The sequence below is a fragment of the Vogesella lacus genome (assembly GCF_979366295.1).
The window spans coordinates 328166-342221 of record NZ_CEETQT010000003.1 but is presented as its reverse complement, the minus strand read 5'-3'; the positions used below and the strand labels follow the sequence as shown (position 1 = coordinate 342221).

Genomic DNA, 14056 nt, shown 5'->3' with positions numbered 1-14056 from the left:
TTTCACGCTGCTCGGCAGCCTTGCTCGCCGGCTTGCGCCGCGCTCTTGGCGTAGCCGGTTTCACTTCATCAACCGGCACCACCTCGATGACTTCTTCGCGAGTTTCGTTCATATCCTTACCTCTTCCGGATGACTTGACATGAAATCATGCTACGCCGATGCATCAGGCATTCGTTATTGCGTTCTATCCAGACTTGATGTGGATCAAGCAAATGCTGCCGCCGGGCCGCTATCCGCAACAGCCGGGATATCGGTTACAATCAGGCGATTAACGAACACTTCAGCCCGATAAAACGATGTCCGCAGAAACCCAAACGCCGGTAATCAGCAATTTCATTCGCTCCATCATTGATGACGATCTTGCCAGCGGCAAGCGCCAAGGGGTGGTCACCCGTTTCCCGCCAGAGCCGAACGGCTACGCCCACGTTGGCCACGCCAAGGCGATCTGCATCAACTTTGGCCTCGCCGAGGATTACCAGGGCAAGTGCAATCTGCGCATGGACGACACCAATCCGGAAAAGGAATCTGACGAATTCGTGCAGGCCTTCCGCGAGGACATCAGCTGGCTGGGTTTCAAGTGGGATGGCGAAGTCCGCTTTGCCTCCGACTACTTTGAACAGCTTTATCAGTACGCGGTCGAGCTGATCCAGGCGGGCAAGGCCTTCGTCTGCGATCTGACCCCGGACGAGATGCGCGAATACCGCGGCAGCCTGACCTCGCCGGGCAAGAACAGCCCTTACCGCGAGCGCAGCATCGAGGAAAACCTTGATCTGTTTACCCGCATGCGTGCCGGCGAGTTTGCCGATGGCAGCAAGACGCTGCGCCTGAAGATCGACATGGGCTCACCAAACATCAATCTGCGCGACCCGGCAATCTACCGCATCCGCCGCGTGCATCACCATCGTACCGGTGATGCGTGGTGCATCTACCCGATGTACGACTACACCCATTGCATTTCGGACGCGATCGAAGGCATCAGCCATTCGCTGTGCTCGCTCGAATTCGAAGACCATCGTCCGCTGTACGACTGGGTGCTGGACAATATCAGCATCGACAATCACCCGCAGCAGATCGAATTCTCGCGTCTGGAACTGCTGTATGCACTGACCTCCAAACGCAAGCTGCAGCATCTGGTCAACCAGGGCGTGGTAAGCGGCTGGGACGACCCGCGTATGCCGACCATCGCCGGCATGCGTCGCCGCGGCTACAGCCCGGCTGGCATCCGTCTGTTTGCCCAGCGCATCGGCGTGTCCAAGAGCGAAAACATCATCGACATGGCGATCCTGGAAGGTGCCGTGCGTGAGTCGCTGGAAAACGAATCGCCACGCGTGATTGCCGTACTCGACCCGATCAAGGTTACGCTGACCAACTTCGAAGAAGGCGTGACTGCCAGCCGCAGCGCCCCCTTCCACCCGAACCATCCGGAATTCGGCGAACGCGAAGTGCCTATCGCCCGCGAGATCTACATCGAGCGCGATGACTTTGCCGAAGTGCCACCACCAAAGTGGCAGCGCCTGACCGCTGGCGGCGAAGTCCGCCTGCGCTACAGTTATGTAATCAAGTGCGATGAAGTAATCAAGGATGCCGACGGCAAGATTGTCGAGCTGAAGTGCTCGATCGATCACGACACCCTGGGCAAGAACCCGGAAGGCCGCAAGGTGAAAGGCGTGATCCACTGGATTGCGGCCAACCATGCCGTCGAAGCAGAAGTCCGCCTGTACGACCGTCTGTTCACCGAGCCACGTCCTGATGCCGTGCGTGACGAAAAAGGCGAATACGTCGACTTCATGAACTTCCTGAATCCGCATTCGCTGCAAAGCATTACCGGCTATATCGAGCCGGCCGTCGCCAATGCCGCGCCGGAAACCCGCTATCAGTTCGAACGTACCGGTTACTTTGTGACCGATCGTCACGAACACCAGCCGGGCAACAAGATTGTTTTCAACCGCACCGTCGGCCTGAAAGACAACTGGAGCAAATAAGAACCGTGTAACACCGGTTCTGGAAAATGGCAGGAGCAATCCTGCCATTTTGCCGTGCATCAACAAAGCCATAGAGGGGCAACACATGAATACACGTTTCACTACCATCAGCCTGGCCACCTTGCTGGCCCTCGGCGTGACCGGCTGCGCCAGCTTCGGCCCGCAGTACAGTGCAGAGAAAACCTACAAGATCACCATTCTGCACACCAACGATCACCACGGTCGTTTCTGGAAGAACAGCGACGGCGAGTACGGCCTCGCTGCCCGCAAGACACTGATCGACCAGCTGCGTGCCGACGTCAAGGCACAAGGCGGCTACAGCCTGCTGCTGGATGGCGGTGACGTGAACACCGGCGTACCGGAATCCGACCTGCAGGACGCCGAGCCTGACTTCAAGGGCATGGACAAGATCGGCTACGACGCGATGGCCGTCGGTAACCACGAATTCGACAAGCCGCTGAACATTCTGGAAAAACAGCGTAACTGGATCGACTTCCCGATGTTGTCGGCCAACATTTACAAAGACGGCCAGCACCTGTTCAAGCCTTATCACGTCTTCAATCTGGGTGGCGTCAAAGTAGCCGTAATGGGCCTGACCACCGACGACACCTGGAAACTGGTCAACCCGGACAACATCAAGGGCGTGGAATTCCGCAAGCCGGCCACCGAAGCCGCCAAGCTGATGCCCGAGCTGAAAGCCAAGGCCAATGTTGTCATCGCCACCACCCATATGGGCCACTACGAAGATGGCAATCATGGCGTGAATGCCGAGGGTGACGTCGAGCTCGCTCGCGCGGTAAAAGGCTTCGACCTGATCGTCGGTGGCCACAGCCAGAACCCGGTATGCATGAAGGCCGAAAACGTGGTTGATCGTGCTTACGTACCGGGCGGCGACTGCAAGCCGGACCGCCAGAATGGCGCGTGGATCGTGCAGGCGCACGAGTGGGGCAAATACGTTGGCCGCGCCGACTTCGAATACAAGAATGGCGAATTCAAGCTGGTGAAATACCAGCTGATTCCGGTCAACCTGAAAAAGACCGTGAAGACTGCCGATGGCAAGAGCCAGAAAGTGCCTTACACCGTCGAGATTCCGGAAGACAAGAAAATGCTGGCCTTCCTGCAGCCATTCCAGGACAAGGGTCAGGCCAAGCTGGGTGTTGAAGTCGGCAGCAGCGACGGCAAGCTGATCGGCGATCGCGCCCAGGTGCGCAGCCAGCCGACCAACCTCGGCGTCTTCACCGCCCGCGCCATGATGGAACGCACCAAGGCAGACTTTGCCGTGGTGAACTCCGGCGGCATCCGTGACTCGCTGCCGGAAGGCAAGATCACCTACAAGGACGTGCTGAAGGTCTTCCCGTTCGGCAGCACCCTGACCTATTACGACATGAAAGGTGCTGAGGCTCTCGAGTATCTGAACGCCGCCGCCAAGATGAGCGCCGGTGCCGGCGCCTTTGCCCAGTTTGCCGGTGTCGAGCTGGTGATCGAAGGTGGCGCGGTGAAAGAAGCCCGAATCGGCGGCAAGGAAATCGACCCTGCCAAGACCTATCGTCTGGCCATCAACAGCTTCATGGCTGCAGGTGGTGACGGCTACCCGCGCGTGGCTGGCAAGCCAGGCTTTGTTGACACCGGCTTTGTCGATGCCGAAATGCTGAAAGCGTTCGTCACCGCCAAGAGCCCGATCAAGGCAGCCGACTACAATCCTGGCAATGCTGTCGTTCGTCGCTGAAACCCTTAGACTGCATTAGGGCTTAATAATGAATAAAGGGTGCTCACGCACCCTTTATTCATCATCGGTCATCACCGAAGAGGTCTGCCTTCCTGCCAACCGCTGAGCATGTAATGCTCATACGGGTTCCGGCCTGCCGCAGCTACATCAGGGTTGGCCGCAAGATACGCAGCACCATCAAAGTCAGAAAACTCTCCGCCATAGCGACCACTACGCGCGGCTGCGAGATAGCGCGGATCAACTTCACGTCCAATGCATTGATTGACCAGCTTATCGCCCCCGACCTCATTGAGCTGTCGATAGTAAATCCGACCGGCAGGCACGTCAGACCACATTGGCGTGTAATAGGTGCAGTCATCAAAATAGTAATGAGTTACCTGTGACCAGCGGGTTTTTTGCCGGTCAAGATGCGGACTGCCTCCATGCAGCAAATTGGCACACCAGATCAGTGCCTGCCCCCGCTTGGCAAGAAACGTCTGCGAGCGCGCCTTGTTAATTCGAATCAGCTCATTCCACATACGGTGGTAAATATCTTGCGATGGCCGCACAGGCAAATCACTGACATAGTGGCCCGCGTGCTCGTTGGCATAAGCTGACCAACGGTGACTGCCCGGATAGTAAAGCAGCGGACCATTCTCTGGCGTAATGTCCTCCAGCGCCACCCAGACACCACACATGAAACGCTCAGGCATCGAGTGAAAATGCACTGCATCACTGTGCACATGCTGTTCGGTGCCTACCGGGAAATTCAACGTCTGGAATGGTCGGGCCTGCCGTCCATAAATGCGCGACAACAAAGCCAGAATGGTTCGGTTGCGCGCAAGACGTAAGACATCCTCATCGTACTTCCACGCGTCCCACAGTCTCATACCACCACCAGACTGGGAAAATCGTGCCCACTCCTCCTCCGCAAAACGTGCAGCGAGATTGCGCTTCATGCGCTCGGAAACAGCAGTAAATTCCTCATCCGGAAACTCGATAACGGCAAAACCATGCTCACGCATACTCCTTGCCACAGCCAATACTCTCGGATCCTCACCTGCCATTAACTCTTCAAAGAAAGGGGATTCAACCCAAGGGACGCCTGGCAGCGGATTGTTCTCACGATTGACCATACAAACCACCTGAAAAATCTGATCGCCAGATTATGATGCAAGTTACATGAATTATGAATCAGCAAGATTGTCGCCATTGCACCCACTTTAATTGAAAAAGCCATGCAACGCTCTGCATGGCTTTTGCTTTAGCGGCCAACCTAGCTCAGTCAAACAGCTCGGCTTGTGCCAATGGCAAGGCTTGCTGATCCTTGCCGGATAGTTGCAACTCGCCCGCCTCAGGCCAGGCAATCGCCAGGCTGGCATCATCCCAGCGAATCGCCCGCTCGGCTTGCGGTGCATAATAATCAGTCGTCTTGTAGACAAACTCGGCAACCTCGCTGAGCGTCACAAAACCATGGGCGAAGCCTGGTGGAACCCATAGTTGGCGCTTGTTCTCCGCTGACAGCATATAACCCACCCACTGGCCGAAGGTTGGCGAACTGCGGCGGATGTCCACCGCCACATCGAATACCTCGCCAAGCACGCAACGCACCAGCTTGCCTTGCGCATGCGGCGCCAGCTGATAATGCAGACCGCGCAACACACCACGACGTGAACGGCTGTGATTGTCCTGCACGAAATTCACGGCGTAGCCGATCGCCTCGTCAAAACGTTGCTGATGGAAACTTTCGTAAAAGAAACCGCGCTCGTCACCGAATACCGTCGGCTCTATCAATTTGACGTCCGCAATGGTAGTGGCCGTAATCTTCATTCATCTCACCCGGATAAAGGTTGGCCGCAAGGCTCAGTCAGCCTTGCGCAGTAATTCCAACGTCACGGTCAGCTCGCCGTTTTCGCCCTGTACACTACGCACATTCTGCAAGCTGAGATCAGACGGCAACAGCAGGCTGACGCCATGACCGATACCAACCTTGCTCCAGGTCTTCTCCAGCCGCCGCGCGAGCCCTTGTGCCGGTACGGTACGGTCTGACTGCAGCTCAAAGCCGTACTGGTCTGCGGCGCTGTCAAACAGGCGATTGACCTCGTCCGGCGAGACAAAGCGCTCGGCCACATTGCCCATCTGTCGCGGCGACAGCTCGGCCTCACTCTTGCACAGCGTCAGCACCTCATCCTTGAACTGCACCTGCTGCTGCGGGTCTTCGATCTGTTCGGAAATCTGTTCGATCACCTCGGCCACGACCTTGCTGCTGGTGGCACTATCCGGCACCCGCATCGCCTTCAGAAAGTCTTCGACCCAGAACTTGGCTTCACCACCCTGACGATCAAGTGCATATAGCTGCGGACCGTGCTCGAGCAACAAGGCACCCTTGTCGATCAGCCGCGGATTGATGCCGGTAGCGTGACGCAGATCGAAGACTTCTTCGTTTTCGATAATGGTAAGAAAGTCTTCCTGGATCTCGGCCTTGAACACACCCAAAGCGCGGCTGGTACGATCGCCATCCTGCAGACCGCTGAACAGGATCACCAGCAAATCCCCTGCCATGATGTTCGGATGGGTGGAGCGTGCATGCAGATGGCGGGCAATCGCCTGCGATACCTCGACCAGATCCTGTTCGCCATTGAAAAAGGCACGGCTGAAGTGATACAGCTCGTTCAGCTTGAGATCGGTCTCGTGATAAAACTGGTACTTGCGCTTGTCAGAGATGATCCCTTTCAGATAGCCATCCAGAATCAGGCCGGACACCGCCTCATCCACCGCGATACCGCGACCGGACAGTTGCAAAGGCTCGCCACGAGCCGCGTTGCCGACACGGTGCACCACCAGGCGCTCCACTCTGGATTGATCAATCATCATCAAACTTTTCCTCATTGGTTCAGCGCCGGATTATCACTTTGTCCGCCACCGTGAGGCAAGCTGCATGACCGTAGCCATACTGTTACCATCGCGGGCATAACGTCAGGAGGGAACTGTCATGATAGTCAACTGTGTCGCCTACCAGCACGGCAAAAAGCTGGCCGACATCCCGGCCGAGAATGTCCACGACTACCTGGCCAAGCCCGGCTGTTTTGTCTGGCTGGCACTGCAAAACCCGAGTGATGAAGAGATCAATCGCATTTCCATCGAGTTCAGTCTGCACGAACTGGCAGTCGAGGACGCGCGCAAAGGCCACCAGCGCCCCAAGCTGGAAGAATACGGTGACCTGGTATTTCTGGTGATGAAAACGCTGGAGCTGGACGAGAATGCCGAACTGCAAGTCGGTGAAGTCGCGCTATTCGTCGGCAAGAACTATGTGATCTCACTTCGTACCGGCACCCGTCGCGGCTTTGCTGATGTGCGCAAACGCTGCGAACGCGAGCCGCATCTGCTCAAGCACGGCAGCGGTTTTGTGCTGTACGCGCTGCTGGATGCCGTGGTTGACCGCTATCTTGGCGTACTGCATCGACTGGAAGACGAACTCGACGAAATCGAAGACACCCTGTTCCACCAAGGCAGCTCGGCGCGCGACAAGATCAGCCGGCTCTACCAGCTCAAACGCAAGCTGATCAGCGCCAATCATGCAGTCTCCCCACTGCACGAAGCCACCGCGCGCCTTTATGGCGGCCGCGTGCCGGCGGTGTGCCAGGGGATTCAGGAATACTTCCGTGATGTTGACGACCATATGTCCCGCCTTTTGCACGCGATCGAATCACAACGCGAGATGCTGGCAACCGCCATTCAGGTAAATATTGCGCTGATTTCGCTGGAAGACAGCAATGTCAGCAAAAAGCTGGCGGCTTATGCGGCGCTGTTTGCCATCCCGACCATGATTGCCGGGGTCTACGGCATGAATTTCGAATTCATGCCCGAACTCAAATCCCATTACGGCTACCCCTTTGCCTTGTCCAGCATGCTGGTGCTGGATGCCCTGCTTTGGTATCGCTTTCGCAAAGCGGGCTGGATATAGCGAGATTAATGTTCCAATCAGAAAAAATATCGCCATATTGCATTACTAAATGTAAAAGATATTGTGCGCAATTACCGCTGTATCTTGCAATGCAACATGGATACACTGCATAGCAATAGCCGTTTCGATATCCAGTACAACACGACAAAGAGTGAGCAAACATGACAGCGCGTATCCAGCAGCATCGCCTGGCCGTTGCGGCCAACCTTCATGACTTCATCGAGCAGGAAGCCCTGCCCGGCACCGGCATCAGCAGCGCCGCCTTCTGGCAAGGCTTTGATGCGCTGGTACACGCCCTTGCACCGAAAAATCGCGCCCTGCTGGCCGAACGCGATCGTCTGCAGACCGAAATCGACCAATGGCACCGCGCCAACCCGGGCCCGATTGCCGATATGGCTGCGTACAAAGCTTTTCTGGGCAGCATCGGCTACCTGAAAGCCGCGCCGGCAGACAGCCGCATCGACACCAGCAAGATCGACAGCGAACTGGCCGAACAGGCCGGCCCACAACTGGTGGTACCGGTGATGAATGCCCGCTACGCACTGAATGCGGCCAACGCACGCTGGGGCAGCCTGTATGACGCGCTGTACGGCACCGATGCCATCAGCGAAGATGACGGTGCTACCCGTGCCGGCGGTTACAACCCGGCGCGTGGTGCCAAGGTCATCGCCTTCGGCCGCGCCTTCCTCGACCAGGCCGCCGCGCTGGAAAGCGGCTCGCATACGGATGCGGCTGCCTACCGCGTGGCAAATGGCCAGCTGGAAGTGGTGCTGCAAAACGGCAGCGTGACCGGCCTGAAGCAGCCGGCCCAGTTCATCGCCTTCAATGGTGATGCTGCTGCGCCAACCGCCATTCTGCTGAAAAACAACGGCCTGCACTTTGAAATCCAGATCGACAAGTCCAGCGGCATTGGTGCCCAGGATGGCGCCGGCGTGAAAGACATCGTGATGGAAGCGGCCATCAGCACCATCATGGACTGCGAAGATTCCGTTGCTGCCGTGGATGCCGATGACAAGGTGGTGGTATACCGCAACTGGCTGGGCCTGATGCTGGGCACGCTGGTAGAAGAAGTCGCCAAGGGCGGCAAGACCTTTACCCGCCGCCTGAATGCCGACCGCCAGTACACTGCGTCCAACGGCGAGGCACTGACCCTGCACGGTCGCAGCCTGCTGTTCATCCGTAACGTTGGCCACCTGATGAGCAACCCTGCCATCCTCGACGGCGAAGGCCGCGAGATTCCGGAAGGCATCATGGACGCCGTTGTCACGACCCTGATCGCCCTGCACGATCAGCAACGCAAGGGCAACTCGCGCACCGGCTCCATCTATATCGTGAAGCCGAAAATGCATGGCCCGGACGAAGTGGCGTTTGCCAACGAGCTGTTCGGCGCGGTGGAAAGTCTGCTCGGCCTGCCGCAATACACGGTGAAGCTGGGCATCATGGACGAAGAGCGCCGCACCAGCGTGAATCTGGCCGCCTGCATTGCCGCCGCCCGTCACCGCGTGGCCTTCATCAACACCGGCTTCCTCGACCGTACCGGCGACGAGATGCACACCTCGATGGAAGCGGGCCCGATGATCCGCAAGGGCGACATGAAAACCAGCAGCTGGATCCAGGCTTACGAGCGCAATAACGTCCAGGTGGGTCTGGCCAGCGGCCTGCGTGGTCGCGCCCAGATCGGCAAGGGCATGTGGGCGATGCCGGATCTGATGGCCGAAATGCTGAAGCAGAAGATCGGCCACCCGAAAGCCGGTGCCAACACCGCCTGGGTGCCGTCCCCTACCGCCGCCGTGCTGCACGCGCTGCACTACCATCAGGTGAATGTGCAAGACGTGCAGAAAGGCATGGAGGCACAGCCGGCCGAAGATCTGCAAGACGCGCTGCTGACCATTCCGGTTGCGGCCAATCCGAACTGGAGCGCCGCCGACATCCAGCAAGAACTGGACAACAACGCGCAGGGCATTCTGGGTTATGTGGTGCGCTGGATCGATCAGGGCGTGGGCTGCTCCAAAGTACCGGACATCCATAACGTGGGCCTGATGGAAGACCGCGCCACGCTGCGCATCTCCAGCCAGCACATCGCCAACTGGCTGCGCCACGGCATCGTGACCGAAGCACAGGTGATGGAAACCCTGCAGCGCATGGCTGCGGTTGTGGATGGCCAGAACGCCGGTGACACTGCCTACCAGAACATGGCGGGCAACTTCGAAACCTCGGTAGCCTTCAAGGCCGCCTGCGATCTGGTGTTCAAGGGTTGCGCCCAGCCATCCGGTTACACCGAACCACTGCTGCACGCCTGGCGTCTGGTCGCCAAGGCAGACTAAACAGGGCTGCGAACGCAAAAAGGCCGGCATGGTGAAATGCCGGCCTTTTTGTTTCGCCACAAGGAAAAATGGCATTTGCTGTGCCAGAATGCTGATTACATGCAACTGCATTGGAGCATACCGTGAACCCGTCGCCGACATTCTCCAGCGATAGCGATGTTTATCGCGCGATAAAGCCAGCCTATCTGCGCCAGCTTGCACCACGCCAGCGCAATGCCTTTATCGGCCTGTGGCTGACGTCGGTCATCCTTTGCATTGCCCTCGGACTCGCCGCGGTAACCCAGCAGTGGTCAGGCTTGCCGATGAGCTTTGGCGGCGTAGCCTTCTATGTGTCAATTTACCCGCCCTTAACCATCTGCCTGTTGTGGATGCTGTCTTTCGGCTGGTTATGGGGCGCGATTCCGGCCTATCTCGCCACCCTGACTCTGTCGCTGTATGCCGGCATGCCGGCTCCTTGGGCACTGGTTTTCTCGATGGCCAACCCGCTAGGCTTGTCGGCCTTTGCCATTACTTATCGTGCCCTGCCGATTTCTACTCATTTGCGCAGTGCCGAATCCATCCTGTTCTTTGTACTGATTGCCTTCTTCAGCGCGGTATTCAGCAGCATCGGCAGCTTTGCCTGGATTGAAACCACACAAATGGGCTCGCTTGATGCCTTCGCCCTGTGGCAAGGCTGGTGGTTGGGCAACTTCCTGCAGATGATGTTGATCTGCGCGCCGCTGCAATACCTGATTGCCGCGCCGGCAGGAAAATGCCGCAACAAGATCCTGCTTGGCCAACGCGCCTCCGGCCAGGTAAGCATGCGCTGGGTGATGACCACCACCATCCTGCTGGTAATGGCCATCTACCTGTACATCGCCTTGTCATTCTGGCTGAGCAACAAGGCAGTCGAATCCAGCCGCCAGCTCAATAATGTCGAAGGCTGGCAAAAAGCCGCAGAATTGACCGCCGCCTCGTCCGGTGCCGTTTACATGGTGCTGGCCATCATGTTCCTCGCCATGTCGTTTCTGGCCTACTGTTTTGTCAAAACCTGGATTGCCAGCCTGCAGCAGGCGGTTGATGCAGCTCAGGAGGCCAATCGCGCCAAGTCGGGATTTCTTGCCCGCATGAGTCACGAAATCCGTACGCCGATGAACGCCATCATCGGCCTGACCGAGCTGGCACTCGAGCACGCCAAAGACAAGCGTGAACAAGATTACCTAGGCAAGATCCAGTCATCGGCCAGCTCCTTGCTGGTCATCATCAATGACATTCTGGATTTCTCCCGATCCGAAGCCGGTTCGCTGCGACTGGAGCAACGCAGTTTTGTGCTGGAGAGCTTCCTCGAAGGCATCATCGACCAGCTGCGTCCGCAGCTGGACAGCAAATCGCTGGAGCTGATTGTCAGCATTGCGGATGACGTGCCACCACAGTTGCAAGGCGATACTGTGCGCCTCGGGCAGGTGCTGATCAATCTGCTGGGTAATGCCATCAAGTTCACGCCTAGCGGCAAGGTTACCCTGTCGCTGGCGGTCGAGAGCCGTACCGCCAGCGATATCATGCTTCAGTTTTCGGTCAGCGATACCGGCATTGGCATTGATGCGGCCAACCACACACGACTGTTTCAGCCCTTTACCCAGGCTGATGAATCCATCACCCGGCAATACGGCGGCACCGGGCTGGGCTTGGCGATTTGCCAGCAGCTGGTTGCCATCATGCAGGGGCAGATCTGGCTGGATAGTCGCGTCGGAGAAGGCAGTACTTTTCACTTCACTGCCAGCCTGAAACTTGGCCATCAGGTCACCCCCCTGTCGCCACCCGACTGCCAGCTGGTGTTGCTGATCATCAAGGACAATGATGTCCGTAACGAGCTCTCAAGACAGTTGGCCGCAAACAGCATCCCGCATCATGCCGTCCGTGGCATCGGCCCCGCCAAGGCCTGGCTGGACCAGCAAACAACCTCACCCAGCCATATCATCAGCGACACCGCGGACACCAATCTCACCTTGCATCGGCAGGTAGACCAACTGCAGGAACTGATGGCAGGCCACCCGCCCGCCGAAATGCTGCTGATCGCGCCACACTACGCGATGCCCCTGCAAGCCCCGCCTCTCGCCAGCCTATGGCTCAACAAACCCGTCATGCCACGACGACTACTAGAAGCCTTGGCGCAAAAATCAGACAGCGTGCCACCAACCCAGGCCAGTACTGCTTCCGAAAAGCTGCTGTTTCCTGACTGCAGAATCCTGCTGGCCGAAGACAATCTGATCAACCAGCAGATTGCCACCGAACTGCTGACCCGCATCGGCTGCAAGATCGAGACGGCAAACGATGGTCAGGAGGCCGTAGACAAGGCCATAAACAACCTGTTTGATCTGGTGTTAATGGATGTGCACATGCCCGTGATGGATGGCCTGCGCGCCACCCAGACATTGCGACAACACGGCTTGCGCGATCTGCCCATCATTGCGGTTACTGCCCACGCTTTTGATGAGGCAAGACACGAGGCCATTGCCGCCGGCATGGATGACTTCCTGTGCAAACCGTATCGCGCCGAACAGCTGTACCAGTTGCTGGGCAAGCATCTGAACAAAGACAATAGCCCCGCCCTTGTTGCGTCGCCTCCGCCACAAAAACCGCCAGCACCGGCAAGCAAGCCGGTACAACTGACACCACAAGCGGGCTTGAGCCCGGCCCAGCATGTGTCATTACTGCGCAAATTTCTGCTCTATCACGGCGGCGATGCCGAACTGCTGCGCACGGCCTTCGAGAATGGTCAGCAGGAGGACGTCCAGCGCATTGCCCACAATATGAAATCGGTGGCGCACTACATCAATGCCCCGGCGCTGCAACAACTGGCCACCGAGCTTGACCGCGTTGCCAAGGACAATATGCCGGAGCGCGAGCAGTTGTTTGCCTTTGCCGAGGCCATGGATGAAACACGCAAACAGATCGAAGAACAGTTGGCTGAAATCGATAATCAGTAAAAGGAGACATCATTGCGCGCTGCTACCAAATTCCTGGCACTCTTCACGCTGACCAGCCTGCCAGCCACCTTCGCAGCTGACACCCAATACCTTGACCTTGGCAAGACCGCCGAACTGGCCCAACTGTTCTCCTACCCCAATTGTCAGCAACACTGCGTAACACCGAGGCAAGACCTGCGCCAAACCATCGCCGGCTGGCTGACACAGAATCTGCGCCATGACGGCTATGATAGCGCCAGCGTCAGCCTGCATCAGAGCCGGCATCGCCATCTGATTGCCAAGCTTGAAAACGCCCCGACCGACTACCCGGCATTGATCAGCCAGTATCTGCAAACCGGCAAACTTGCCCTGCAAGAAGCCAAGATCATCAAGGCAGAAGGCAAATGGCAAAGCGACTGGCGCTTCTTCCTGACGCTAGGCATGCCGCTGCGCAATCATCTCACGGTCCAACTGCTGCACTTCCCGCCGGACACCGTACTTAACGACACGCAGAATTACCTGACCGCCGCCACCACCGTGCGCTGGGCGACCCTGCTGAACCTGAACGGCATGGACCCGCGCCAGAATGCCTTGTACCAGACCATTGCCGATATCGCCCCGATTGCCGCCCCGGCCAACGCCGGCACGACACTGGAAGGCCTGTACGATCGTTTCAACCCCTATAGCAAAGCTTTGCTGGAACAATGGACACAGGCTCAACCCGGCGGCAACAAGGTCAGGCCAGTAGTCGCACTGGGCGGCCCGGTACGCGACTGGCTGGCCCGTAACTGGCAAACCGGCCCCTTGCAGGTTGGTGATCTGAGATTTCTTGATTTTGGCAGCAGCAAACAGGTGCCGGTTCTGATCGGCAATCATCCGAGTGCCATCTGGTATGCCAAAACCGAACAGGACGGCCTGACTATCATGCAGCAAGACCTGACTGTCAGCTGCTGGCAAAACACCATGGCTCGTGGCGCAAGTGATGCCCGCCAGGCGCTGACGGATTGCCAGCAAAGCTGGCAGAACAGCAAGCAGGTCTGCTCGCTGTATTTCACCACAGTGAAAAACCAGAGCATGGCCGAAGCCAATCGCCATTGCCCGGCCTGAACCCGGAACGAGTAAAAGGTTGGCCGCAT

9 protein-coding genes are annotated in these 14056 nt (G+C 57.7%); 6 read left to right on the top strand and 3 right to left on the bottom strand.

The annotated features are described in order from the left end of the window. Positions 1-296: 296 nt before the first annotated feature. Both ACZ9W6_RS05720 and ushA read left to right on the top strand, forming a co-directional pair. Positions 297-1982 (top strand): glutamine--tRNA ligase/YqeY domain fusion protein, encoded by a 1686-nt coding sequence (locus ACZ9W6_RS05720; RefSeq protein WP_465190105.1) that lies wholly within the window; start codon positions 297-299, stop codon positions 1980-1982. An 85-nt stretch (positions 1983-2067) separates the two neighbouring features. After that, positions 2068-3708 (top strand): bifunctional UDP-sugar hydrolase/5'-nucleotidase UshA, encoded by a 1641-nt coding sequence (gene ushA, locus ACZ9W6_RS05715; protein ID WP_465190104.1) that lies wholly within the window; start codon positions 2068-2070, stop codon positions 3706-3708. Positions 3709-3779: 71 nt separating this feature from the next. On the opposite strand, the gene ACZ9W6_RS05710 is transcribed toward ushA, so the two are convergent. The 3 genes from ACZ9W6_RS05710 to ACZ9W6_RS05700 form a co-directional block, all read right to left on the bottom strand. Beyond that, positions 3780-4823 (bottom strand): phytanoyl-CoA dioxygenase family protein, encoded by a 1044-nt coding sequence (locus ACZ9W6_RS05710; protein ID WP_465190103.1) that lies wholly within the window; start codon positions 4821-4823, stop codon positions 3780-3782. Positions 4824-4968: 145 nt separating this feature from the next. Beyond that, entirely contained in the window at positions 4969-5517 is a 549-nt protein-coding gene (rfbC, locus tag ACZ9W6_RS05705) for a dTDP-4-dehydrorhamnose 3,5-epimerase (protein WP_465190102.1), read from the bottom strand. A 33-nt stretch (positions 5518-5550) separates the two neighbouring features. Then, positions 5551-6561 (bottom strand): nucleoid-associated protein, encoded by a 1011-nt coding sequence (locus ACZ9W6_RS05700; protein WP_465190101.1) that lies wholly within the window; start codon positions 6559-6561, stop codon positions 5551-5553. Between the two features lie 118 nt (positions 6562-6679). On the opposite strand from ACZ9W6_RS05700, the gene corA reads away from it, so the two are divergent. The 4 genes from corA to ACZ9W6_RS05680 all read left to right on the top strand — a co-directional run bounded on the left by corA (position 6680) and on the right by ACZ9W6_RS05680 (position 14027). Continuing rightward, on the top strand, positions 6680-7651 hold the full coding sequence (gene corA / locus ACZ9W6_RS05695; protein WP_465190100.1) for a magnesium/cobalt transporter CorA: 972 nt from the start codon (positions 6680-6682) through the stop codon (positions 7649-7651). Between the two features lie 161 nt (positions 7652-7812). Continuing rightward, positions 7813-9975 (top strand): malate synthase G, encoded by a 2163-nt coding sequence (locus ACZ9W6_RS05690; RefSeq protein ID WP_465190099.1) that lies wholly within the window; start codon positions 7813-7815, stop codon positions 9973-9975. Between the two features lie 122 nt (positions 9976-10097). Continuing rightward, positions 10098-12941 (top strand): ATP-binding protein, encoded by a 2844-nt coding sequence (locus ACZ9W6_RS05685; RefSeq protein WP_465190098.1) that lies wholly within the window; start codon positions 10098-10100, stop codon positions 12939-12941. Between the two features lie 12 nt (positions 12942-12953). After that, positions 12954-14027, top strand: coding sequence for a hypothetical protein (locus ACZ9W6_RS05680; protein WP_465190097.1), 1074 nt, complete (start codon positions 12954-12956; stop codon positions 14025-14027). Positions 14028-14056 lie beyond the last annotated feature (29 nt).

Bases quoted from the DNA above. Each gene is read 5' to 3' on its own strand.
- ACZ9W6_RS05720 (WP_465190105.1), top strand. From the start codon at position 297: ATGTCCGCAGAAACCCAAACGCCGGTAATCAGCAATTTCATTCGCTCC.
- ushA (WP_465190104.1), top strand. From the start codon at position 2,068: ATGAATACACGTTTCACTACCATCAGCCTGGCCACCTTGCTGGCCCTC.
- ACZ9W6_RS05710 (WP_465190103.1), bottom strand. From the start codon at position 4,823: ATGGTCAATCGTGAGAACAATCCGCTGCCAGGCGTCCCTTGGGTTGAA.
- rfbC (WP_465190102.1), bottom strand. From the start codon at position 5,517: ATGAAGATTACGGCCACTACCATTGCGGACGTCAAATTGATAGAGCCG.
- ACZ9W6_RS05700 (WP_465190101.1), bottom strand. From the start codon at position 6,561: ATGATGATTGATCAATCCAGAGTGGAGCGCCTGGTGGTGCACCGTGTC.
- corA (WP_465190100.1), top strand. From the start codon at position 6,680: ATGATAGTCAACTGTGTCGCCTACCAGCACGGCAAAAAGCTGGCCGAC.
- ACZ9W6_RS05690 (WP_465190099.1), top strand. From the start codon at position 7,813: ATGACAGCGCGTATCCAGCAGCATCGCCTGGCCGTTGCGGCCAACCTT.